Origin of the sequence: Flavobacterium araucananum (assembly GCF_002222055.1) — a bacterium.
Taxonomy (GTDB): Bacteria; Bacteroidota; Bacteroidia; order Flavobacteriales; family Flavobacteriaceae; genus Flavobacterium; species Flavobacterium araucananum.
On sequence record NZ_MUGS01000028.1, the window covers coordinates 58,245 to 84,467 of the forward strand.

The 26,223-nt window shown below is 33.5% G+C and carries 19 protein-coding genes; 9 read left to right on the top strand and 10 right to left on the bottom strand.

Features of this window, described 5'->3' with window-relative positions; translation table 11 throughout:
- From B0A64_RS14105 to B0A64_RS14135, 7 genes are all read left to right on the top strand, one after another.
- On the top strand, nt 1–2,022 hold the full coding sequence (locus B0A64_RS14105) for a DUF3857 domain-containing protein (RefSeq protein WP_089480162.1): 2,022 nt from the start codon (nt 1–3) through the stop codon (nt 2,020–2,022).
- A 2-nt stretch (nt 2,023–2,024) separates the two neighbouring features.
- On the top strand, nt 2,025–4,016 hold the full coding sequence (locus B0A64_RS14110) for a DUF3857 domain-containing protein (protein ID WP_089480163.1): 1,992 nt from the start codon (nt 2,025–2,027) through the stop codon (nt 4,014–4,016).
- Nucleotides 4,017–4,018: 2 nt separating this feature from the next.
- A complete protein-coding gene (locus B0A64_RS14115) occupies nt 4,019–4,345 on the top strand; it encodes a nucleotide pyrophosphohydrolase (protein ID WP_012022600.1) in 327 nt (108 codons plus the stop codon).
- Between the two features lie 133 nt (nt 4,346–4,478).
- Complete coding sequence (locus tag B0A64_RS14120; RefSeq protein WP_089480164.1) at nt 4,479–5,702, top strand: 3-phosphoshikimate 1-carboxyvinyltransferase; 1,224 nt, start codon at nt 4,479–4,481, stop codon at nt 5,700–5,702.
- 356 nt (nt 5,703–6,058) lie between these two features.
- Entirely contained in the window at nt 6,059–7,108 is a 1,050-nt protein-coding gene (gene queA / locus B0A64_RS14125; protein ID WP_089480165.1) for a tRNA preQ1(34) S-adenosylmethionine ribosyltransferase-isomerase QueA, read from the top strand.
- Nucleotides 7,109–7,367: 259 nt separating this feature from the next.
- Nucleotides 7,368–8,645: a kynureninase gene (gene kynU / locus B0A64_RS14130; RefSeq protein ID WP_089480190.1), complete on the top strand. Its 1,278-nt coding sequence runs from the start codon at nt 7,368–7,370 to the stop codon at nt 8,643–8,645.
- Between the two features lie 290 nt (nt 8,646–8,935).
- A complete protein-coding gene (locus B0A64_RS14135) occupies nt 8,936–9,382 on the top strand; it encodes a YMGG-like glycine zipper-containing protein (RefSeq protein ID WP_089480166.1) in 447 nt (148 codons plus the stop codon).
- A gap of 58 nt (nt 9,383–9,440) precedes the next feature.
- Here B0A64_RS14135 and B0A64_RS14140 read toward each other — a convergent pair whose 3' ends face one another.
- A complete protein-coding gene (locus B0A64_RS14140; RefSeq protein WP_089480167.1) occupies nt 9,441–11,252 on the bottom strand; it encodes a hypothetical protein in 1,812 nt (603 codons plus the stop codon).
- Between the two features lie 280 nt (nt 11,253–11,532).
- Complete coding sequence (locus B0A64_RS14145) at nt 11,533–13,089, bottom strand: hypothetical protein (RefSeq protein WP_089480168.1); 1,557 nt, start codon at nt 13,087–13,089, stop codon at nt 11,533–11,535.
- Nucleotides 13,090–13,206: 117 nt separating this feature from the next.
- Here B0A64_RS14145 and B0A64_RS14150 point away from each other — a divergent pair, with 117 nt between their 5' ends.
- The gene (locus B0A64_RS14150) at nt 13,207–15,597 is read left to right on the top strand and encodes a penicillin acylase family protein (protein WP_089480169.1); all 2,391 of its coding nucleotides are present in this window, start codon (nt 13,207–13,209) and stop codon (nt 15,595–15,597) included.
- Nucleotides 15,598–15,773: 176 nt separating this feature from the next.
- Here B0A64_RS14150 and B0A64_RS14155 read toward each other — a convergent pair whose 3' ends face one another.
- The 7 genes from B0A64_RS14155 to B0A64_RS14185 form a co-directional block, all read right to left on the bottom strand.
- Nucleotides 15,774–16,217, bottom strand: a complete 444-nt coding sequence (locus B0A64_RS14155; protein ID WP_089480170.1) for a hypothetical protein — start codon at nt 16,215–16,217, stop codon at nt 15,774–15,776.
- A 224-nt stretch (nt 16,218–16,441) separates the two neighbouring features.
- Complete coding sequence (locus B0A64_RS14160) at nt 16,442–17,896, bottom strand: serine hydrolase domain-containing protein (protein ID WP_089480171.1); 1,455 nt, start codon at nt 17,894–17,896, stop codon at nt 16,442–16,444.
- A gap of 226 nt (nt 17,897–18,122) precedes the next feature.
- Nucleotides 18,123–18,623, bottom strand: coding sequence for a nuclear transport factor 2 family protein (locus B0A64_RS14165; RefSeq protein ID WP_244285406.1), 501 nt, complete (start codon nt 18,621–18,623; stop codon nt 18,123–18,125).
- Between the two features lies 1 nt (nt 18,624).
- Nucleotides 18,625–20,133 (bottom strand): serine hydrolase, encoded by a 1,509-nt coding sequence (locus B0A64_RS14170; protein ID WP_089480172.1) that lies wholly within the window; start codon nt 20,131–20,133, stop codon nt 18,625–18,627.
- A gap of 76 nt (nt 20,134–20,209) precedes the next feature.
- A complete protein-coding gene (locus B0A64_RS14175) occupies nt 20,210–21,016 on the bottom strand; it encodes a helix-turn-helix domain-containing protein (RefSeq protein ID WP_089480173.1) in 807 nt (268 codons plus the stop codon).
- A 276-nt stretch (nt 21,017–21,292) separates the two neighbouring features.
- A complete protein-coding gene (locus B0A64_RS14180; protein ID WP_089480174.1) occupies nt 21,293–21,844 on the bottom strand; it encodes an HD domain-containing protein in 552 nt (183 codons plus the stop codon).
- A gap of 71 nt (nt 21,845–21,915) precedes the next feature.
- Nucleotides 21,916–22,509, bottom strand: a complete 594-nt coding sequence (locus B0A64_RS14185; RefSeq protein WP_089480175.1) for a GNAT family N-acetyltransferase — start codon at nt 22,507–22,509, stop codon at nt 21,916–21,918.
- 648 nt (nt 22,510–23,157) lie between these two features.
- Between B0A64_RS14185 and B0A64_RS14190 the strand changes: the two genes are divergently transcribed.
- Nucleotides 23,158–24,501, top strand: coding sequence for an FAD-dependent oxidoreductase (locus B0A64_RS14190; protein ID WP_089480176.1), 1,344 nt, complete (start codon nt 23,158–23,160; stop codon nt 24,499–24,501).
- Nucleotides 24,502–24,589: 88 nt separating this feature from the next.
- On the opposite strand, the gene B0A64_RS14195 is transcribed toward B0A64_RS14190, so the two are convergent.
- Nucleotides 24,590–26,107: a helicase HerA-like domain-containing protein gene (locus B0A64_RS14195; RefSeq protein ID WP_089480177.1), complete on the bottom strand. Its 1,518-nt coding sequence runs from the start codon at nt 26,105–26,107 to the stop codon at nt 24,590–24,592.
- Between the last annotated feature and the right edge of the window lie 116 nt (nt 26,108–26,223).

Below are 26,223 nucleotides of genomic sequence, written 5' to 3' on the forward strand. Positions count from 1 at the left end.
ATGAAATTTATCAAACTTTTTAGTCTAACAATTTTGCTGCTTTTTATATCAAAAGTAGCAGCACAGGAGTTTAAATTAGGAAAAGTATCGATTGCCGAATTAGAGCAAAAACTACATCCTAAAGATTCATCAGCTGCTGCTGCTATATTGTATAAAAAAGGAAAAACCAGAATCGAATACGATCAAAGTGATGGTTTTATTACGATTACAGATGTAGAAACCAGAATCAAAATTTATAAAAAAGAAGGCTATAACTGGGCAAATCAAAGCGTTTGGTATTATTCTTCAAATGGTTTCAAGGAAAGAGTGAGTTTTGATGATGCCGTTACTTATAATTTGGTAAACGGTAAAATCGAAAAAACGAAGCTTAAAAGTGATGGGGTTTTTGATGAAACCATTAATAAATTCAGAGGTAGAAAAAAGATTACAATGCCTAATGTGAAGGAGGGATCTGTTATAGAATTTAGTTATCAGGTTAGAAGTCCGAGTGACAGAAGTATTCGGGATTGGGATTTTCAGACCAGTATTCCTGTCAATTATTCTGAATTCTCGACATTTGTTCCGGAATATTATGTTTTTAATTCGAGACAAAAAGGATATATTTTTCCTAAGATTACTACCGGAAAAAACCCCAAGTCAATAATTTTTACCAGCAAAGAAAGATCCGGCGGAAATGGATTTTCTGCAACAAAGACAACATTTTCTACCGATAAATTAGATTATACTGAAACGCAGACAAATTATGTAGCAGTAGATTTTCCGGCAATGAAAGACGAAGATTATGTCAATAATATTGATAATTATACGTCAAGTATTCAGCATGAGTTATCGATGACGAAATATCCAAATGCGCAGATGAAAATGTATTCGACAGATTGGAATTCAGTTGTAAAAACAATCTATGAATATGAGGATTTTGGACCGGAATTAAATAAAACCGGTTATTTTGAAGAAGACTTAAAGAAAATATTAGAAGGTAAAAATACTGCCGAAGAAAAAATATTGGTTATTTTAAATCATGTAAAAGCTACTGTAAAATGGAATGATTATTTTGGATATGGTTGTGATGGAGGAGTTAAAAAAGCATATAAAGAAAAAACAGGAAATATTGCCGATATTAATTTAATGCTTACGGCCATGTTGCGTTATGCTGGTTTAACAGCGAATCCGGTTTTAATAAGCACACGTTCTAACGGAATTGCAATTCTCCCGAATAGAAATGCTTTTAACTATGTAATTGCTGCGGTTGAAACACCAAATGGAAATATCTTATTAGATGCATCTGATAAATTTTCGACACCAAATATTTTGCCCTTTAGAGCTTTAAACTGGTCTGGCAGATTGATTCGTAAAGACGGAAGCTCAGAAGAAGTAGATTTAATGCCTAAAAAATCATCAAGCGATATTGTATATCTAAATTATAGTATTGATCCGGAAGGAAAAGTAACAGGAAAAGCCAGAAGACAGTTGGCAGATTATAATGCTTTGATTACAAGAGACAATATGTATGGCGTAAAAGAAGAAGAATATTTAGAAAAACTGGAAAACCGAAATAACAAAATCGAAATAAACGATTATTCTAGAGCAAACGAGAAAGATTTATTATTACCCATTATAGAAACGTACTCGTTTACAGGTAATAATTTATGCGAAGTAATAGGCGGGAAAATCTATGTAAGCCCAATGTTGTTTTTTGCCAATGAAAAAAATCCGTTTAAGCAGGATGTGAGAGAATATCCGGTCGATTTTGGTTTCCCTTTTACAGATAAATATAATATTACTCTTCAAATTCCTGAAGGATTTACAACCGAAGTTTTGCCAGCACCGGTTGTTGTTAATATGGAGGATAATTTAGGAAGTTTTAAGTTTAATATTGCTTCAGTTGAAAATACTTTGCAAATAAGTATTCAGCATCAGATCAATGAAGGGATTGTTTCGACAGAGCAATACGAGATGCTCAAGGAGTATTATAAAAGCATGATTGCAAAAGAAACAGAAAAAATAGTTTTAAAAAGAATATAAAAATGAGATTTGAAAGTTTAGTAATAGTTGTTTTTTTATTTTTTGGAATTTCAAAAGTAACAGCGCAAAATTATGAATTAGGAAAAGTTACTATTACTGAATTAAAGGAAAAATCAAATCTAAAAGATACCACAGCGCCGGCTGCAATTTTGTTTAAAAAAGGAAGGACGTTTTTTAGTTTTAATAAAGACAAAGGTTTTTCGGCTAATCATGTTTATGAATTTAAAATTAAAATTTATAAAAAAGAAGGATTAAAATGGGCAGATCAAAAAGTACGTTTCTATATTGGTTATGAAACTCTAAGTGAGGATCGTTTAGAGTTTTCGAATGCAGTTACCTATAATTTAGAAAACGGAGCAATTGTAAAAACTAAACTGGATAACCAAGGAACTTTTAAGAAAAAAATAAACAAGTTCTGGAATGAAAAAACCATAACATTACCTAATGTAAAAGTAGGTTCTATTATTGAATACAAGTACATTCTGAAAAGTGAAAATATTGTAAAGTTGCCGAATTTTGATTTTCAATATGAAATTCCCGTAAATTACTTCGAGTATAAAACAGATATTCCCGAGTATTATATCTATAAACCAATTTTGGTTGGAGGACATAAAATTGAAACAGATTCAAAATTAACCAACACAAATCAAAGTTTTGAAGATAATTATAATAGATCTTCGTCTATTTCGTATAAACAGATTAGTGCGTTTTATATAGGAAAAGATATTCCAGCTTTAACAATAGAGCCATATATCAATAATATAGATAATTATAGAGGATCTATTCAGCATGAGTTAGAAAGGGTTCGTTATCCGGACCAGCCAGTCAAAGATTATTCGCTGACTTGGGAAGGTGTTGCAACGACTATTTTTAAAGATAAAACATTTGGAAAAGAGCTCGATGAGAAAGATTTTTTGTTGGAAGATGTCAAACGATTATTGACCAATGTAGATTCTAAGAATGAGAGATTAAACATCATTTTTAAATTCGTTCAGAATAAAATGAATTGGAATGAAGTAAATGATTATTATACTGACAAAGGAGTTGTAAAAGCGTATGCCGATCAAACCGGAAATGTAGCCGAGATCAACTTTATTTTGATTACTATGTTGAGAATGGGAGGGATAGCTGTAAATCCGGTTTTAGTTAGTACTATTGAAAACGGAGTACCTGTTTATCCAACCAGAACAGGATTTAATTATGTAATAGCTGCCGCAGAAATTGATGGAAAACAAATTTTGCTTGATGCTACACACAAATTTACTTGTCCCGGTACCTTGCCCTTAAATGTTTTAAATTGGAACGGAAGATTGATTAAAGAAGATGGTACTTCGACAGAAATAAATTTAGTACCATCAACGACCTCGAAAGAGTTGTACAGCATTATGGTCAAAATGGATAATCTGGGTAAGATAGAAGGAAAAATCAGACTTCAGAGAACAGATTACAATGCTTATAGATTTAGGATAGAAAATGCGAATAAAAGTCAGGAAAACTATCTCGAAAAATTAGAGGAACAATTAGGCGATTTGAAAATTTCGAATTATACAATTGAGAATATGAAAGCAAATTTTCCTGAACCTGTTTCAGAAACATTTTCGTTTGTCTCAGATAATAGTGTCGAAATTATTGGCGGGAAAATGTTCGTAAACCCTTTGCTTTTTTTTACAAGAACTAAAAATTCATTTAATCAGGAAACGAGACAAATGCCAATATCTTTGGGGTATCCAACCCACGAAAAATTCAATTTAAATTTACAAATTCCAGAAGGATATGTGATAGAATCTTTGCCATCTTCTATTAGAGTTTCGTCAGAAGACAAACAGATCATTTATTTATTAAACATATCCGGAGAAGGAAACAAAATTCAAATAAGTAGTTCAAAAGAAATTAACAATAGTATTTTTGCAGCAGAGTCATACAATGGATTAAAGGAGCTTTTCCAGAAAGTGATTGTCAGTCAAAATGAAAAAATTGTTCTTAAAAAAATATAAAGATGGACTTAAAAAACGCACAACTTGATGTCGATACCTGGATAAAAGAGCATGGTGTTCGCTACTTTAACGAATTAACCAATATGGCACAACTTACAGAAGAAGTAGGGGAAGTTGCCAGAATTATTGCGCGCAGATATGGAGAACAATCCGAGAAAGAAAGTGATAAAAACAAAGATTTAGGCGAAGAACTGGCAGATGTTGTTTTTGTAGTTTTATGTCTTGCTAACCAAACCGGAATCGATTTGCAAGCTGCTTTTGATAAAAAAATGGACTTAAAATCAGTTAGAGATAAAGATCGTCACAAAAACAACGATAAATTGAAATAATTGTGAAATATCACTCATAAGTTTTGAATTATGAGTTTTGAATTTTGAATTATGAGTGGGGAGTGGTAAATTGCGTGGCGAATTACGTTTCTAATCATTCATAATTCATAATTTCAATTTACAATTAAAAAAAATGAATTTACTACTCCAAACAACTCAACATAATTTACAAGGACAAATTGCAGTAACAGGATCAAAAAGTGAAACCAATCGTTTGTTGTTGTTAAAAGCATTGTTTCCAAATATTACGCTTGCCAATACTTCAAACTCTGATGATAGCGAGGTAATGCAAAAAGCCTTAATTGGTCATGACGAAATTGTAGATATTCACCATGCAGGAACGGCAATGCGTTTTTTAACCGCTTATTTTGCTGTAAATGAAAGCCGCGAAGTAGTAATGACAGGTTCATCCAGAATGCAGGAACGACCTATAAAGATTTTAGTAGAAGCTTTAGGACAATTGGGAGTTGAAATCTCTTATGAAAAAGAAGAGGGGTATCCGCCAATTAGAATTAAAGGAAAAAAAGTTACGGCTTCAAAAGTTACTTTGGCAGCAAATGTAAGCAGCCAGTATATTTCGGCACTTTTATTAGTGGCATCAAAATTAGAAAATGGTTTAGAGCTTACTTTAGAAGGAGAAATCACTTCAATTCCGTATATCAAAATGACTTTAGCTTTGCTAAACGATTTAGACATTCAAACGAGTTTTGAAGGAAACGTGATTAAAGTTTTTCCAAAAGCTGAAGTTGCAACTAAAGAAATGGTAGTAGAATCTGATTGGAGTTCTGCATCGTACTTTTTTAGTTTAGTTGCTTTGGCAGATACAGCTTCAATAACATTAAGCAGTTATAAAGAAAATAGTTTACAAGGAGATTCAGAACTAGTTTCGCTATACGAGAAATTAGGTGTTCAGACCACGTTTCAGGACAATAAAATGACTTTGGTAAAACAAGAGAATTTTAGATATGATACCATAAACTTCGAGCTAAATAATACACCCGATATTGCCCAAACCATTGTCGTAACTTGTTTAGGATTAGGGATTGGTTGTCATCTAACAGGTCTTCATACATTAAAAATTAAAGAAACGGACAGACTTGAAGCACTTAGAATTGAACTTACAAAACTAGGCGCTAATATCTCGGTTACTAATGACAGTCTGACTTTGATAGCTTCAGAAAACATCAATCATAATGTAAAAATTGGAACCTATAACGATCACCGTATGGCAATGGCATTTGCACCATTAGCATTAAAAGTGCCTATTATTATCGAAGATGCTGAGGTAGTTTCTAAATCATACCCGGATTTCTGGAATGATTTGAAAGAATTAAGTTTCCAAATTTCAGAATTGTAGATTAAAAAAAACTGCCACGAATTCAAGAATTATTTTCTAAGCTTCATTATTAAATTAATTCGTGAATTCGTGGCCAAAAAAACATAGCCCCTAGTTTTTTATGTCCGGATTTTTCGGCTTTAGCCAAATAAAAGCAGTAGCAATTTTTTGCAGCATCCAATTTAAATGAACTTATAGTACTTATATGGTGAAAAACCAATTTTTTGTGTTCTCAAAATGCCACTAAATCAACGACTTTTGAAAATAAACATCAAAACACTTGACAACGCCTATCTCACAGTCGTATATTTGCACACGATTAAAAATCAGGTATTCAAATAATCCTGATCTAAATCTATAACTCATAACTTTCTCAAATGAAATTATCACATTTTCAATTTAATTTACCGAAAGAACTTTTAGCAGAATTCCCGGCAGAAAACAGAGACGAATCTCGTTTAATGGTAATCGATCGTCAAAAACAAACTATAGAGCACAAAATGTTTAAAGATGTTATCAATTATTTTGATGACGGAGACGTTTTGATTCTTAACAATACTAAAGTTTTCCCTGCGCGTTTGTACGGAAACAAAGAAAAAACAGGAGCAAGAATTGAAGTTTTCTTATTAAGAGAATTAAATTCAGAGCAACGTCTTTGGGACGTTTTAGTAGATCCGGCTAGAAAAATCCGTATTGGTAATAAACTTTATTTTGGTGATGACGATTCGTTAGTGGCGGAGGTAATCGACAATACAACTTCTCGTGGTAGAACTTTACGTTTTTTATATGACGGTTCTTATGAAGAATTCAGAAACAAATTAACAGAACTTGGAGAAACTCCAATTCCTAAATATATCAGTAGAGAAGTAACACCTGAAGATGCTGAAAGATACCAGACTATTTATGCAAAAGAAGAAGGAGCTGTAGCTGCACCAACTGCAGGATTACACTTCTCAAAACACCTTTTGAAAAAATTAGAAATCAAAGGAATCAATTTTGCCGAAGTAACATTACACGTTGGTTTAGGAACTTTTAACCCGGTTGAGGTGGAAGATTTATCGAAACACAAAATGGATTCGGAAGAATTGATCATCAAACAAGAAGCTTGCGATATTGTAAATGCTGCTAAAGTAGCAAAAAAACGTATCTGTGCTGTTGGGACAACTTCTATGCGTGCTATCGAAAGTTCAGTTTCCTCTCAGAATACTTTAAATCCTTATGAAGGATGGACTAATAAATTTATTTTCCCTCCTCACGATTTTAGTATTGCAAACTGTATGATCACAAATTTTCACACACCAAAATCAACATTATTAATGATGATTTCTGCTTTCTGTGGACATGATTTGATGAAACGTGCTTATGAAGAAGCAATCAAAGAAGAATACAAATTCTATTCTTACGGAGATGCAATGTTAATTATCTAATTCGCAAAAGAAAATAAATAGAAAACCTGTCAGCAATGGCGGGTTTTTTGTTTTAGTGCCAGTTTGAGTTTTCAGTCTCAGTCTCAGTCTCAGTGAAAAACAGTAATTATAATCAAATTAATGATAGATTAAGACTTTAAAGCTTATGGAAAGCTGAATACTGCGACTGCGACTGAAATTGCGACTCAAAACTTAAAACATGTTAATTTTCAGTAATATATTTCAAAAGTTGTTATTTTTACGAATCAAAACAAAAAAAATGGCATTTCAAAATACACGCGAATTCGCACGAGAGCTTGATTCGCAAGACACATTAAATCAGTATCAGGATCAATTTATTTTTCCGAAGGTAAATGACAAACGCGTAATTTATTTTACAGGAAACTCCTTAGGATTACAGCCAAAACGTACAAAAGCGTATATAGATGAAGTAATGAACGATTGGGCAGATCTTGCCGTCGAAGGTCATTTTTATGCTCAAAAACCCTGGTGGGATTATCAGGAAAGATTTGCAGAGCCTTTGAGTAAAATTGTGGGTGCTTTGCCATCAGAAGTTACGGTAATGAACACACTGACCGTAAATCTTCATTTATTGATGGTTTCTTTTTATCAGCCAAAAGGCAAACGTTATAAAATTATATGCGAAGAAAAAGCATTTCCTTCAGATCAATATATGTTTCAGAGTCAGGTGCATTTTCACGGTTATAAAACAGAAGATGCAATTGTAGAAATCAAACGTCGCGAAGGCGAACATAATATTCGTCTGGAAGATGTTCTGGCAAAAATTGAAGAAGTTGGCGATGAGCTGGCTTTGGTTTTAATTGGTGGTGTCAATTATTATACCGGACAAGTTTTTGATATTAAAACAATTACTGAAGCCGGACAAAAAGCCGGAGCAAAAGTAGGTTGGGATCTTGCACACGCTGCCGGAAATATAAAGCTTGAACTTCATGATTGGAATGTAGATTTTGCTGCTTGGTGCAGTTATAAATACATGAATTCAGGACCAGGAAATGCTTCTGGTTGTTTTGTACACGAAAAACACCATAATAATCCTGATTTACCTCGTTTTGCAGGTTGGTGGGGACATAATAAAGAACGTCGTTTTAAGATGGAGCCTAATTTTGATCCGGTTCACGGTGCCGATGGTTGGCAAATAAGTAATTTACCGGTACTTTCTTTAGCACCATATTTATCATCTGTAGAAATGTTTGCAGAGGTTGGAATGGATGCTTTAATAAAAAAGAGAGATCATATTACAGCTTACTTAGAATTTATTCTGCATGAAATTGATCAGGAAGTAAAGGGTAATTTCGAAATTATCACACCTTCAAATCCTGTAGAAAGAGCATCTCAACTGTCTGTTTTTTTACACGGAGAAGGAAGAAGTTTATTCGATTATCTGATGAAAAACGGAGTGATTACAGATTGGCGCGAACCTAATGTAATTCGTCTGGCACCAGTTCCGTTATATTGCTCTTATGAAGATATGTATGATTTTGGACAAATCCTGAAAAAAGGAATTTTAGGGAAGTAAAGATTAATTAATTAAAAAGTTCATTAATCTCGCCAAGTCGCCAAGTTTTTTTGTTTCACGCAGATTTTTCAGATTTAAGCTGATTTTTTTAATCGTTTAAATACTTTAAGCTTTGCTAAATAGAAATTTGCGACTTGGCGTCTTTGCGAGATTATTTTTAATACTTGCTTAAAAAATACTTCTAAACTAATGGCAATCTTCAAATTCTATAACCTTTAAGTCAAATCATGTAACTTAAGCAAAACGAATATGCTTTAATTTGTAGTGTAATAATTTAAAAAACTACAATCATGAAAGCCTTATATATTTTATTCGCCGCTTTAACAATTGTTTCTTGTCAAAATCAGGGAAAAGAAGATATTAATAAAGCCAAACAAGCTAGTATTGATTCTATGAAAGTTGAAATCAATAAACAAAAAATTATTGATTCGATGAAGACAGAAATGGCAAACATTAAAGAACAACAAAAGGTAGAACAACAAAAAGTGGAGTCTCAAAAAGTTGTAGTAGTACATCAACAACAAGCAGACGGAACTGCGACTACAACAACTACCAAAAAGAAAAAAGGATGGAGCGCTACTGCTAAAGGTGCCGTAATTGGTGCAGGAGTTGGGGCTGCAACCGGAGCAATTGTTAGTAAGAAAAAAGGAGAAGGTGCTATTATTGGTGGCTTAGCCGGCGCTGCTTTAGGAACCGGAACCGGTGCTGTTATTGATAGCAAAAATAAAAAAGAGTAGATCAGTATTTCGATATAAATAAAAACCCCGATTTAGATTTAAATCGGGGTTTTGTGTTTTATGCCAATTCTAAAGTTGGAATTTTTATAGTAGATAATTCTAATTTATAAAATTCAAAATCGGTTTTAATTTTATTTAAATCCTTTTTAAAATATAAGGCTGGTGAAAGTAAATTTTGATAATACTCGATTCCTTCCAAAATATTAGCTTTAAAACTATTCCACTTTTTAAGTTGAGCATTTGTGATTTCACCGGAAATGTTTTCAATTTCATTTCTAAAATAATCCACATACATTTTAAGTTCCTTTACAAATAAATTTGGGCGATTATTAGCTCTTAAAACAGACCCGTTTCCGTAAATATGTCTTACCATATCAAATAAAGAAACTTCTTGGTCAAAATAAGCCATATTAGGCCCCGGGCAGATAACAACTCCTTGCGCTTGTCCTTTTATTTTAATATCATTCTCTAAATACGAGGCATTGGCTAAACCTACACAAAGGCAAGACTTCTCTGTAATCGCAAATTTTGCTTTTTCGAAAGCATTTGGTGAAAACGTATCTTTTTTATTTTCCAGTTCTTCCAGTTTTAAATCCTGAAATTTTTTTGATGCAGTGCAAATTCCTTGTGGATCGTATTCTTTACTCAGAGCAAGAAATTTTTTTGGACAAGAACTTCCGGCTTTGTTCTGGTCGATTCTTTTTTGTTTTAAAATTTCATTCGTCGTCCCTCTTAACGTATTAAACGGAACTCCTAAAGGCGAGATGTGACTTAAATAAAGATCTTCTTCTTTGGCATCCATTAATAATTCACGGGTAGCTTTATCTACAGAAGTTGCTTCGGGAACTAATAAAAACGGAGTTCCCCAACCTACAGAATCTACCTTATAGTTTTCTAACAAAAATTCATGTTCCTCAGCAGTTCCTACGCCACCCTGAACAGTGATTTTGAGCGGTAAAGGATTCTCAGGAGTATAAAGTTGTTTTTGCTGTAATACTTTAGTCATCAACTCATGTGCAGATTGAATAAGCTGATCTTTTTTTTGTTTAAATTCTTCCAGGATCGGACCTAATAAAAGGCCATCAGTAGCAAAAGCGTGTCCACCACAATTTAATCCCGATTCAATTCTATATTCAGAAACCCAAAGTCCTTTTTTGGCCAAAAAGTTTCCCTGAATCATGGCAGATCTAAAGTCGCTTACCTTTAAGGTAATTTTCTTTTTGAGTTCGTTATTAAGATTAGGAAAAAAATCTGAAAAATTCTCAAAATAGCTAAACAATCTCGGATTCATTCCGGCAGAAAGTACAACAGAAGATTGAAGATTGCTTTTTGCAAAACCTCTTAAGGCAGCGTGAGCATCATTGAATTCGATAGGGAGTTGTTCGTTTTTGTCAAAATTGTCTTTATCCAGCTTGGTCATGATATTGACATCGATTTCTCCGGGACGCAGATGAGATTCGATATAGTTCTGAATGTTTTCTTTAAAAGAAATTCCATCCTCTAATAGATTCTGAAATCCTTTTTTTATATCAGAAGTATTAGGTAACATCGCCATATAATTTTCTAATACAGCTTTGCTTTCTATCAATTCTGTTTTAAAATTGTCAAATTTTTCTTTTACAATTTTATCTACCAAATTAAGGTAAGAAGTAATCCTTTCAGCTCGGTAATCTTGAAATTTTTGGCTTATTTCCTCGTAAGGAATATTGAACTTGGTGCTATAAAAATTACGCATCTTTTCAATCAAATCATCATCAGCTATCGAAACTACAGATGAAATTCCATATTGTGCAACACGAATTGGGCTGTCGATCGTATAGGCAAGCCCCATTACAGGAATATGAAAAGTGTGTAAAGGTGGTTTTGTCATTTGTTTTTAAATTAAAAATAAAAGCAAATGTCACAAAATAAATGATCAAAAAACCTGATAATTGTCAGGTTTGTAAAATGTTATATAAAATGGTTTGCCACGAATTACACGAATTATCCCGAATTAATTATCTCTGCTATTCTGTCAAAATCTTTGTCGAATTTCGAAGAATGAGAAATGACAAGATTTTCTATTATAATTCGGGATAATTCGTGTAATTCGTGGCAAAAAAACATTCAGCACAAAAACATTCAGCACAAAAACATTCAGCACAAAAATATCAAATCAAAATCTTTTTAAAAGATTCCGCAATGCTTCTCCACAAGAAGTTATAGAATGATTTTTCCTGAATTCGTTCCAATTCTACATCAGCAGTTTTCGCTTTTTCGCCAGAATCATTTTTTAATAATAAATTAGCAACCGCTGTTTTTAGTTTGGCTTCTTTTTCAGGATGTTTCTTTTTAAATAATTTTACTTTTAGATCTTCATAATCTAATGATGCATTGCCTTTTGCGGTAGTGTCATTTCCGTAAAAATCAAAATGATATTTATTAAATTTCCCGGTGAACGAAGTATTTATGTAAGGTTTTGTAAAACGCTCCATTGCCCTAACATTAAAATTTGAGATTGTTCCCTGAATATGAAAACTGTCTTTTAAGTCCAGAACATTAAAACTCCAATTGACATTTAGAGGAGATGTTTTCATAAACTGACAATTGACTTTAATTTTTACATCTGCCATTTTTTTAAAGCCGGAACCACTTTTAAGGTTGGTAACCTGCATATTAAAACGATCAAAATTTAAAATTCCGGGACCCTTCGAGAAATCTATTTCTTCTTCATAAACCAATTTTGATTTGAGAATTTGTATGGTGTCAATTTCAAGTGGAAACTTTATTTTTCGCAATAAAGCATTGTAAAGTTGTTTTTTACTCAAATCGTCTTTAGGCATTTTATTTCGATAAATATTAGCATCAACATGATTCGCAATAAGTGAATTTGCTTTAAAGAAAAACAGGTCATTCTTAAAACCCCAATTCATTTTTTCGATGTGAGCGGAATCTAACCTGATTGTATAAATATCTTTTTCCTTGTCTAATTTTTTTACAAATTCTTTTCGGTCAAATTCAGGTAAATATGAAAAAGCCTTAATTTTCAAGAAGCTTCTTTCTGTACTTATCTGACCAATATTCATGTGATAAAAAATACTCGGTTTATAATATACGCTATCACAAACCAAAACATATTTATCAAAACGCATCGGTATTTTTTCTTTTAAAGTAGCATCTGTAAGTAAAATGCCTTCGAGTTTTAAGATGATTTTTTTAACGCTAAGAATTGGTTTATTGGTATCTAAAGAAACAACATCGACAGATCCGTCGTTTAGATAAATATTCGAAACAGCAACAATTTTACGAAAAGGGTCAATAATTTCGTTTTTTATGCTTTTGCTGTTGTTCAAAAGTTTTTCTCCTTTTTTGTATAAAATCACACGAGGTTTATCGATGATAATACTTTCTGCCTGAATAATATCACGGAATGCCAAATTCCAAATATTAAAATGTTTAATAGTAATGGATTCAATTTTGGAGAATAGCCCGTTTTTACTGTCTTTTGGTTGATTTTTTGGACTTACTAATAAGGTCGTTGCGTGAATATTTTGAGATAAAAGGGATACCTCAATCTTTTCGTAATGAATATTGTAAGCCGTTTTGTTTTTCTCGTTTATAATTAGGGGTAATTGTTTTTTTATCCAATAATTGAGACCAATATTGACTAAAATCACAAAAAGAAACAAAGAAATTATACCGATTGCTATTTTTTTATAGATTGACATTTATAGTATTGGTTTTAAATACATAAATTTAGAGTTTTAAAAACGATATTTTTTACAGGATTATATCTTTAAGTTATATTATTACGGAATCATTTATCATTATACTTTTTTTTGAATATGAGAAAAATTAAAAAAATTCTGCTGGTTTTATTAGTCTTGATTGTTGTTCTTGGTATAGGTTTGTGTGCCTACATTTTTCATCTTAAACCCAAGTATGAAGGGGAAGTTCAGTTGAAAAATCTCCAAAACGAAACCACTGTTTATTTTGATGATTTTGGCGTGCCTCATATTTATGCTAATTCTGAAAAAGATGCCATGACTGCTTTGGGATACGTTCATGCACAGGAAAGATTATGGCAAATGGAATTGCTGCGTCGAATTGCACCGGGAAGATTATCGGAAATCTTTGGTTCTGTGGCACTTAAAAACGATAAGTTTTTCTCCGGAATTGGTATCGAAGAGGCTTCGGCGAAAGCCATTGCTAAATTGGATAAAAACAGTCAGAGTTACAAAATGACAATGGCATATCTAGACGGAATCAATCAATATTTAGAAGAAGGGACAACACCAATCGAGTTTACTTTGGTTGGCGTTAAAAAAGAAAAATTTACCATAAAAGATGTTTATAATATTTTTGGATACATGTCTTTTAGTTTTGCAATGGCTCAAAAGACGGATCCTTTGCTAACAGATATTCGCAATAAATATGGTGCTGAATATTTGAAAGATCTGGGCATTCATGGGGAGTTTAATACCACACAACTTAAAAGTTCGAAAGAAAATATTGAAGAATATACTACAATTGCCAAATCTGTAGCGGCTTTGCTGGACAATTCTCCAATTCCGCCTTTTGTAGGTAGTAACAGTTGGGTTGCAGGTCCAAATAAGACCAAAAGCGGAAAAGTAATTTTTGCCAATGATCCGCATATTGGGTTTTCGCAACCCGGAACCTGGTATGAAGCACATTTAGTTACACCTGATTTTGAATTGTATGGTTGTTATCTTGCCGGAACTCCATATCCGTTATTGGCACACAATCGCAAGTATGCCTACGGATTAACAATGTTCGAAAATGATGATATCGATTTTTATCAGGAAAAAAATAAAACCGGAGATTCCAACCAATATCAGACACCAACAGGTTTTGAAACTTATGAAACCAGAAAAAAAACGATAAAAGTAAAAGATACTTCAGATGTGGTTCTTACGCTCAAATCAAGCCGACATGGCCCGATAATGAATGATTTGCTGGATCGTCTGGATAGAAAAAATCCTATTGCAATGTCCTGGATTTATACCCAACAACCCATACAAATTTTAGATGCTGTTTACGGACTCTCGCATGCCAAAAATAAAGACGATTTCAAAAAAGCAGTTCAGTTGGTTGCGGCGCCGGGACTAAATGTAATGTATGGCGATGCCAAAGGAAATGTAGCATGGTGGGCAACAGGAACACTATATAAACACGATAAAGGAGTGAATTCTTTCTTTATCTTAGACGGGGCAAGCGGCAAAGATGATATTAAAGAATATCTGGATTTTTCTAAGAACCCATCTGCCGAAAATCCTAAATGGGGTTATGTATATTCTGCCAATAATCAGCCGGAAGCGATTGACGGGTATTTGTATCCGGGATATTATTTGCCGGAAGATCGTGCAAAAAGAATATCAGGTTTAATGGACTCAAAATCTGATTGGGATAAAGAAGCAATCAGTAAAATGATTTTTGATAATACTTCGCCGGTTTCGCCGGGTGTCGTTCAGAGTTTAATCTCGAATGTAAAAGAAGCATCACTTTCATCAAAAGAAAAAGAAGCAATTGCAGTTTTAAAATCATGGAAAGGAACCAATAATCTGGAAGATGTTGCGCCAACGATTTACAATAAATGGATTTATTTGTATCTCAAAAATACTTTTGAAGACGAAATGGGAGAAGATAATTTTAATTTATTTCTTGGATTATCTTTAGGGAAACAAATTATTGCAAGACAAATTGAAAACGAAAATTCAGTTTGGTGGGACAATATTAAAACTAAAAATGTAAAAGAAACCCGTAGCCAGATTGTTTCAAAATCATTTCATGAATCTGTAAAAGCACTTCAGGAGCAATTAGGCGATCAGGTTGCAAACTGGAATTGGGGCAAAGTACATACCGTAGAACATGAACATCCGTTAGGAAAAATAGCGGCTTTGCGTAAACTTTTTGATGTTGGGCCTTTTGCTGCCCCGGGATCAAATGAAGTAATCAACAATCAATTCTTCGGACTCACGAATGAAGGGAAATATTACGTAAAAGGCGGGCCATCAACCAGAAGGATTGTAGATTTTTCAGATATTGAAAACAGCTGGAGTATTTTGCCAACCGGACAATCCGGAAACCCTTTTAGTAAACATTACAGCGATCAGGCAGAAATGTACAACGCTGGAAAATTCAGAAAAATGAAATTGAATAAAGAGGAGATTATAAAAACGTCGACTAAATTGGTTTTTAAACCAGCGAAGGAGTAGTTTTTTATTTTCGGGTTTCAGGTTTTTGGTTTGTGTGGTTTTACCGCAAAGATTTCAAAGGTCTTTACGCTTTTTTGACTTTACGACAAATAATACAAATATTTGAGCGCAAAGTACCTGCCGGGAAAAACCTTTGCCCCTTTGAGCCTCTCCAACTTTGAACCTTAAAAAAAAACTTATTTGTACTTTCCCCTAACAACATCATTCGCAAAAATCTCCAGGTTATATCCCAGAGCATCATTTGTAATCATAACGTTTGTGGTTTGGTAAGCAGTATCTTCTTTGTATTTTGTGAGTAGTGTTTCTAATTCTATTTCGTTATAAAACGCAAACATATTATAAACGGCATCTCTAAAATTTTTGTAATTAATACTTTCTGTTATTTCGACAGTTTTCTGGTCATTCCATTTTTCTTTTAGGGCAGCTTCGTTTATGGTTTCCAGACAAAAATCGATAACGTAATTTTTGTAATGAGCAGCATCAACAATTTTATCAATTATAATTTTGTTTTGCTGAGTAGGCATAGGAACTGTTTTTGCAGTCGTTTGAGAAATAGCAAAAGCAGGAATAAGCAGGCATAATAATAAAACTAAAAGAGGTTGTTTCTTTAAAATCTTCATAGGTTATTTGATATTACTTACAACATTAAACGTTGTAAATTAAGTTGATTTGGGTTTTTGAAATTGTCTTTTCGGGCAGCGCTAAAATAGTTTTTTTATACCAGATATGAAATTAGAAAAACACTTTTAGAATAAAAAAAAACTCTGACAGTTTTGGTTGTAAACCAGAACGATCAGAGTTGGTAAGATAAAGATTACTGCTGTTGAGTACTTCTTTTTTAAGATTATTTTTTTAAAATTTCTGCCAGAACTTTTTTTCCGTTTTCGTTTGCAGGGTCAAGTTCTACAGCTTTTTTATAATTGGCAATTGCCAGAGTTTTGTCTCCGTTTTCCAGATAAGCTTCGCCCAGACTATCGTATGCATTTCCTGATTTTGGATAGGTTTGTGCATTTATTTTAAAGACTTCGAGGGCTTCTTTTTTCTTTCCGGTTTGCAATAATTGATATCCAACACTATTCATGTCATCTTCTAAAATGGCATAAGTAGGATCGTTTTTTAGTTTATTGTACGTATTTAAACCACTTGTAATTCCTTGGTCTGAAAACGCATCCAAAAGCTCGAGGGCTAGTGACATTTTTGGCGCTTTAAAAGGCTGATTGTATAAAATAGCACGAATAGATTCGCTGATCTCATTTAAGACAGTTCCACCCGTATTATTCAATAACACTATTAGATTTTTGTCTGACGGAATACGATAAATGATTGTGTTAAAACCATTAATTCCGCCTCCGTGTTCTGTAACTTTTACTTTCCCCGAAACACCATTATCAGCTTCCTCAATGAACCATCCGTATCCGTAAGATCCTTTTCCGGCTTTGATATAGGAGTTAAACAATGATTCCATTGATTTTGATGAAAGCAATTGATTCGTATAAAGTGACTGGTCCCAAAGGTATAAATCTTCGACAGTCGAGTATAAAGAACCTGCAGCATACGGGATACTCATGTCGATATAAGATGAATTAACGATTTTCTTGCCTCTTTTTTCATATCCTGCTGCTCTGTTTTTTAGAATAACATCACTATGATCATAACCCGTATTAACCATTTTTAGTGGTGTAAAAATGGTTTCTTGTAAATATTGCTCATACGATTTTCCAGAAATTTTCTCGATAATGTAGCCCAATACAAAATAACCGGAATTGCTATAATTAAATTTTTCTCCTGGCGTAAATTCAAGAGGTAAACCAGAAAAAGTTTTTACAAATTCTTCAGGTGTATAAGGGTTTTTGCTCTTATCTTTAAAGAAATTAGGAAAAGATGTGTAATTTGGAATACCGGATGTATGGGTTAGTAAATTATGAATCGTGATTTTATCACCATTTGCTTTTGGATAATCCGGTAAATAAGTGGTAATAGGAACATCCAGTTTTATTTTACCTTCTTCGGCTAGCTTAACAATCAAAAAAGCCGTGAATTGCTTGCTTACAGACCCTAATCTAAATTTGGTATCCGTTTGATTCGGAATATTCCACTCCATATTGGCAGAACCAAACCCTTTTTTTAGAATTACTTTTCCGTTTTCGGCAACTAATGCAGCTCCGTTAAATTGACCGTATTGATTGTACTTGCTTATTAATTCCTCAATTTGTTTTGCTTTGTCCTGCGCAAAAGAAATATTCAAGGCAAAAAAAGAAACAAGAATGGTTAGTACAATTAGTTTGATTGGTTTTTTCATAATGATTGGTTAATTATTAGGGTTAATGAATCGGTTTTTGATTTGATGATTGAAACTTCGTAAAACCTTATAATTTACTTTTTTAAGCTAAATTACAACGTGAACTCATGATTTTATGAATGCGTTCTAATCTTAATAGACGACAAAAAAATCATTTGGTTTCAAAATCAATCCTTTTTTTTTCAGTTTACCCTAAAAATGTAAAAGTTAGAAGATAATATCTTGACTACTTTTTTATAGGTCTATGCTCGTAACTAACAATTCGTTTCAGTTTCCAATCCTTATCTTTTCGCTCCCAAATATGAATAAACTTACCGGTTCCTTCAGGTTTTCCATCAATATAAAAAGTATGTTCGCCTATTTGCACCGCTCCAAAATCGCCTAATTTGTCAATCGTACAGGAATTTAATTTTCTGGTTAGTTTTTCAGGTCTTGCGCATTTTGCGTTTAGTGATTTTATTTCGTTTTCTTTCGAAACGTTTAAACCAAAACGATCATCGTAAAACTCAACATCATCAGCTATTATTTTTTTAAATTGTGCCGCATCACATTGATTAAAGGCTACATCAAAAAGCAAACTATCCATCTTAATGATTTCAGTTTTTAAAAGATCCATTTTTTGAACCTCGCTGTTGGTTTGGGCAGCTGCTTGCCTGCTTAAAAATAAAATAAAAAGAACGATTATATTTATCATAGGAGGCATAATTGTGTTTTTCTTAGTATCCATTTTATTTGGTTTCAATTTCAACTATTTTCTTTCCGTTTTCGCCCAAATAATGAGTCACTATTTTTTCATAGACTTTGTAACCATCGTCGACATTGGTAAAAATAATCAAGCCCTGTTTGGTTTTTGGCAATACGATGACAATCGTCTGAACGCCTTTGTCTGCGCCGCCATGTGATAGCGCATAATTGTCGTTTCCTAAATCATAAATTTCAAAACCCAACCCAAAATATTTATTTTTCTTTGTCTCTACCTGATGCGAAGTCATCTCATCAAAAACTTTTTTGCTAAGTCCGTCGCTGTTCATTACACTACATAAAAAAGTACTGTAATCCTCAATTGTAGTCAATAAATCATCGGCAGCATTTGCAATTTTGTTTTTAGTAGGCTCATAAGCATTTCCTTTATTATCGTAGCCAATAGCAAAGCGTGAAACATCGGTTATATCATTCCAGACCAACTTAGTATCAGTCATTTTTAAAGGTTTAAAAATTAATTCATCTGCTAATTGTTCTAATGTTTTATGGAATTTTTTTTCAAGTACTCTTCTCAAATATTCAAAGCCTTCTCCTGAATATTGATATTTGGTTCCGGGTTTAAATTTGAAATCCAATTTGCCGGATTCATTCATAAATCTCCAATTAGGGAAGCCCGTTTGATGGCTTAAAATGATTCTGGTTGTTAGCAATTTAGTATTAGGATCATTTGCAATATCCGGATCTGCCCAATATTTGTATAAAGGCTCGTCTAAATTTAATTTTCCTGCACTTACCAGTTTCAAAGCCACTATTGCTGTTACCGGTTTGGTCAATGAGGCTACATTCCATATCGTGTTGTAAGGCGCTGTAACCCCTTTTTTAAGTTCACCAAATACTTTTATGTCTTGTAGTTTTCCATTATTGATTACACCAATTCCAAGAGTAGGAATGTTATTTTGTTTTAGCCATTTTTCAATTTCGGGATCATTGTCAAAAATGCTTGATTTGGTTCCCGCAGTATTGACCTCTTGGTGATCGTAACTAAAAGATCTTCTTAATTTCCATATTCCATTTTCTAAAATCCAAACGTGAGTAAATCGTGCAGTGCTGCCAAATTTATCTTTTCCTTCCGGTGTATGTTCGAAAAATTGATGAATCCCAACTTGCAAAGCGCCATACAAAACACCGTTTTTAGACAACGGATAAATTTCGGTACTTTCTGCCACTAAATCTCTTCGGGCTTTATACGTTTTGGTCGAACTACACAAGCCTTTTCTAATGTTTTTTAGAAATAGAGCTTTGTCCTGGATGCTGTCTTTGTCGTGATAGAATTCAAAATTGTTGCTTAGTAAATTTTCGAACTGTGATACATCACAGGTATTGAAGCCTACATTAAAAAGAAGACTGTCTTTGGACATAATAGTCTTATACAGTTCTGAGTTTTTTTCTTCCTGAGAAAATCCAATATGGAATTGGATAAGCAGTATTCCAACTAAAATTACTTTTAGCTGAAAAAATGATTTGTTGATTTTCATTTTGTGATTGATTGATGATTAATGATTTTGTAAAATTAATTCAATCCGGGTTCACAAAATTGTACAAATGCGAATATTATCTTTTTTGAGAAAGAAAATACAAATCAGAGTTGAATGTTTTTGGAGTTGTTTTAGTCACATCTTTAAATTTTTTTATAAAATGCGATTGGTCAAAATATTTGTTATAGAGCGCCACATCAGTCAGTTTCAATTTCTCTAAATCAGAATTTACCATCTGATCAACTGATTTTCTGAATTTTAGAATCTGAATATAGTTTTTGATTGTAAGTCCGGTTGCAATTTTAAATTTAATTTGAAGGGATCTTTGCGAAGAATTCAGCCTTTTTCCAATTTCTGAAACTGTAATTTCTTCATTATGAAGTTTAATGATTTCGCAGATTCTTTCGACTACATTTTGGTTTGTATTCGAATTGCTTAATGCTTCAAAATAAGTATTGATTGTCTTTAATATTGCCAGAATGTCGCTATTTAAACCAGTTTCAATTTTAGTTCCAAAAGGCAATTCTACCGCATTGATTTTGACGATCGAATCCGTAAAATTGCTCAAATCATACTTACGAAACATCGAAACCGTCCAGGTGTGCAGCTGAATTATGGTAACTTTTGTTTTGGGCTCAATATTGACCAAAACTGTATTGGTCATTTGCGAACAAAAGTAAAAGCCTTCGTTCATTTCGTACTTGTTTTTACTGGTATGAACCTCTATAGCATTTCCGCTTACAAGCGCCAGATTAAAACACCCGTTAGGCAAAACGAGCTTGTTTTCGATCAGGATTTCGCCGGTGCTATTATCCAGACACCAAATTTTATTGACAAAGCGCTCACAAATTTCACTCACATAATGTTCAGAGTATAAGTTCATTTTAGTATTACTTAAAAAAGGTTGTTTTGAGATGAGTTAACCCGTTGGTTGTAATTACTTCGTCTGTTCGCTTCGCTTGGGTCAAAAATATATATTTAACACATAGAAACATGGATTTTTTTAGCTAAAAAAAAATGCAAAAAGAAATACAATTCTTTCCTATAGCCAGGCTATGTGCATTTTAAATAAGTGAAACGCCTTTTTTTAAAGGGCTAAAAGCGATGTTTCTATGTTGTCAAATTAATTACACCCAACGGGTTGTGTTAGTAATTGGAACTATGCTTTGGCGGTACAATATTTTAAATAATTTGAAATTCTTTCTGCAAGCCTGTTTTCCAAATAAGGATTGCCGCCTTTTAATTCAGTAAGTATCTGTAAGGCTTGTTTGTGATATTCCTTTATTTTCTCTAGACTCCAGTTTTCTGGCGGAACTTGCAAATTAGTGATTCTGTCTGCCAGTTTTACAGCCCAAACTTCTTTAGATAATTTCTTAATTCGGGTCAGACTATCCACCATTCTCTCCTCTTTAGCAATTGCGGCATTTTTTGTTAAGGCCAAAACTGCCTGAGCAATTTCTTCGTCAAATTCTTCGACAAGTTCATCAAATGTAGTTACCGTATCTTCCAGAATATCATGAAGTAAAGCAACCTGAATTGCAAATGCCGTGTTAAACCCTTTAGTTTCCTGCGAAGCAATTATAATTTCCATAGTTACATTGCTTAAATGAACAACATAAGGCAAGTTTGTTCCTGGAATTACCTGATTTTGATCGGCGTGTTTTTTAGCAGCAAATTTTATAGTTTTTTGATAAAGAGCCTGTAATTCCATAACTGATATAATAATTTTTAGTCTCAGCTAAAATACTACTTTTTTCCTATCATAAAGAAGTTATCATACTCTTAGACAAATTCCTGAAAACAGTCTTTTTTAGTTTCGTTCCATTCCTCCAAAATCACACTGTAATAAACATCATCTTTGCTTTTTCCATGAGAATCTACATAGTTATTTCTAAAAACACCTTCTTTTACCGCACCTAGTTTTTCGATTGCTCTTTGCGATTTTTTATTCTCAAGATCAGCACTAAATTGTATTCTCCTGAATTGAATATTTTCAAATCCAAAATTCAGTAATTCATATTTGCAGGCTTTATTCAGACCCGTACCCTGAAAATCTTTTCCATACCAGGTCCAGCCAATTTCGCATTTTTGGCTTGCATGATTCAGATATCCGTAACGGGTGCTTCCCGCAACTTTATTGGTTGCTTTGTCAATAATTAAAAACGGATAACAAATTCCGTCCATTTTTTGTTGTAATGTGTTTTGAATGTAATTTTCGAAATCAGAATCATTTCTGACATACATCCCCATGTACTGCCAGATTTCATCATCAAAAATAATTTCTTTGAGTTCGATATTTCTTTCGTTTTCAAATGGGAGTAATAATACGTTGTCGTTTTCAAGAATAATATCAGATTGTAATAGTTCGCTTTTCATGGTATTTATTTAAGTAAAGTAGTTTGGTTATTGCCCACAGATTTGGCAGATTAAACAGATTTGCGCAGATTTTTTATAAAACTCAAAACCGCATACCTTAAAAATCAGTGTTCATCTGTTCAACCCGTCAGATCTTCGGGCTGAATAATTTTCTCATTAAGCGAAAATAGGCTTTTCTATATTTCTAATAAATCAATAAAAACCAAAATTTGTGATGAAAACGATAGTTGCATGAGGAATAAAGGTCAATGTCATTAAGTTAAGGGGAAATCTATAAAATTACTTAACAGTTTAATCAAAAAAGTAATTAGAAAAATCCATTTTTATCAGCGTTTTCGCTTTAGCGAATCAGTAAAATCAGCGTCTAATTTTGACGCGGATAAAACAGATTTACTTCGTAAAGACACAGATAAAAACGGATTTTATTTTTTTAAAGCTTAACTTAATGACATTGGGATAGAGGTGGTATCTCCCGATCTGGAAAAACAGGGTTTTTAGTTGTAGTTTTTGTTGATCGGGAATATAGCCGAAAGCCCGACCCGCTTTTTCTGCGGGTCATGCCCATATAAATCATAAATATTTACTATATTTTTAAGCTTCTGTATATTTATTACTTATTTTTACGATCTTATATTTAGATTTTTCTTGATGCAAACTCCACTAAAAATTGCTGTTGTAGGTTCTGGATTGGTAGGATCACTATTGGCAATTTATCTCAAAAAAGCAGGTCACACCGTTCATGTTTATGATCGTAGTCCTGATATTCGTAAAATTAATTTTTCGGGTCGTTCTATTAATTTGGCTATGTCTAACCGTGGCTGGAAAGCCCTTGATGGTGTTGGCGTAGGCGATTCGGTTCGCGAGATAGCAATTCCAATGGACAAACGTGCGATTCATCTGGTCGACAAACTCAATTTTCAGAACTATGGGCAAGAAGGCGAATCGATTTTTTCGATCTCCAGAGGAACCCTGAACAGAAAAATGATTGATCTTGCTGAACAAGCCGGAGCCGAATTTTACTTCGAACAAAAAATCTGGGATGTAACACTTAGTGATGCAACTTTGCATATTGGGGAAACCGAAAGAGGCGAGTGGGAGGAGATAAAATATGATATGGTTTTTGGTGCCGATGGTGCTTTTTCAAGAATCCGTCATAGAATGCAACGCCAAAGCATGTTCAATTATTCGCAGGAATTTTTGAATATGGGATATAAAGAGTTAAATATTCCGGCAAATGCAGATGCAACTCATAAACTGGATAAAAACTCCTTTCATATTTGGCCGCGTGGCGAATATATGTTAATTGCTCTTCCTAATCTTGACGGAAGTTTTACCTGTACATTGTTCATGCCTTTTGAAGGCGAAAATTCGTTTGCTTCGTTAACAGATCGAAAAATGGTAGAAGATTTCTTTGAGAAAAATTTCCCGGATTCGATTGAAGTGATTCCAAAATTGGCAGAGGACTTCTTTAAAAATCCAACCAGTACTTTGGTAACCATGAAATGTTTTCCCTGGACCTACGAAAATAAAATTGCCTTAATCGGAGATGCCTGTCATGCTATTGTTCCGTTTTATGGTCAGGGAATGAATGCCGGTTTTGAAGATATTACGGTGCTAAACGAAATGATAGAAAAATATGGAGATGATTGGAAGAAAGTTTTCTCTGAATATGAAATTTCACGTAAGCCAAACGCAGATGCAATAGCAGAACTTTCGTATCGCAATTTTATGGAAATGAGTACTAAAACTGCCGATGAGAAATTCTTATTGCAAAAGAAAATAGAAAAAGCATTCTCTGATAAATACCCGGACAAATGGATTCCGCTTTACAGTCGTGTTACCTTTAGCGATCGCCCGTATGCCGAAGCTTTGGCAATTGGAGATTTCCAAAACGAAATTATGGAACAGGTTTTACGAACAGATAATATCGAAAACATCTGGAACACTCCCGAAATCGAAAACAAGATTCTCGAGTTGTTGCAAAACGCATAATATTTTAACCCTATAAGTTATAGGAGTTCATTTTATCTATACGCAAAGTATTTACATGAACTTATATAACTTATAGGGTTTAGTTTTTTTATTTCTTGAATATTTTAGATAAAACACCAAAAACTCCCCTGATAAAAGTAGCGCTCGTTACAACTTTTAAAACAGATTTTGTGACAACACTTGTTGTGCTTGGTTCCGATTTTGATGATCTGCCCGGTGCTTGTTGTTCTTGCTCTGCGCTCGCTTGAGCAGCATCGGCTATTTTTTTGTTTAGGATTTCGTAAGCACTTTCGCGGTCAATTTCTTCTACGTATTTTTTAACGAGTTTCGATTTATTGTTAATAGCTTCAATTTCATCCGCTGTCAACACATCCATTCGGCTCATCGGAGCACGCATCATTGTGGCAACAAGCGGCGTTGGAATTCCTTTTTCGTTTAAGGCAGTTACCAGAGCTTCGCCAATTCCTAAACTAGTTAGCAGCTCGTCTGTTTTATAATATTGCGAGGTAGGATAATTGTCTGCTGTTTTTTTTATCGCCTGACGGTCATTTGCAGTAAAAGCACGTAAAGCATGTTGTATTTTTAATCCTAATTGTGCCAGAACACCACTTGGCACATCCATTGGGTTTTGCGTTACAAAATAGACGCCTACACCCTTAGAACGAATTAGTTTTACAATAGTTTCAATTTGATCTAAAAGAGCTTTGCTTGCCTCATTAAAAATTAAATGAGCTTCGTCTATAAAAATGACTAATTCAGGTTGAGCGACATCTCCTTTTTCGGGCATTTTTTGATAAATTTCAGCTAATAAACTCAACATAAAAGTCGAGAACAATTTTGGTTTATCCTGAATATCTGTCAAACGAATAATGTTTACATAACCTTTTCCATTTTCATCAATTCGCATCAAATCATCAATTTCAAATGATAATTCACCAAAAAAGATATCGCCGCCCTGTTGCTCTAATTCTATTATTTTTCGCAAAATAGTACCAGTGGTTGCAGTCGAAATTTTACCGTAATTAGCCGTAATTTCATTTTTACCCTCTTCGGTAATATAATTAATAACCTTTTTTATATCCTTTAGGTCCAGCAATGGCATATTGTTATCATCGCAGTACTTAAAGATTACTGCAACAACCCCGGCCTGTGTGTCGTTTAAATCTAAAATTCGGGAAAATAAAACAGGACCAAATTCAGAAACCGTAGCTCTTAACCGAACACCATTTTGTTTAGAAAGTGACATTAGTTCCACCGGAAAAGAAGCTACATTATAAGGTATATTAATTTTGGCATGTCGCTCTGTAATAAAATCTTCTACCTTTCCCTCTTTCGCAATTCCGCTAAAATCACCTTTTATATCCATCATTAAAACAGGAATCCCGGCATTTGACAGTTGCTCAGAAAAAACCTGTATCGTCTTCGTTTTTCCTGTTCCGGTTGCTCCGGCAATAAGTCCGTGGCGATTTAAGGTTTTTAGTGGGATTTTGACATGAGCTTCAGCAATTGGTTCTCCATCAAGAATGGCTCCTCCCAGAATTATACTATCACCTTTTGACATGTAGCCATTGTTTACATCCTGAATGAAATTTTCTTTTTTATTCATGTTTTTATTTGTAATTTAGATGATTATAAGAGTTTTGCTTTGTTTTTTAACATTTTAGCTTCATTTTTTTTAGTAGGAAAAAGCTTTTTTCAATTGAAAATTATATAAAAAATAAT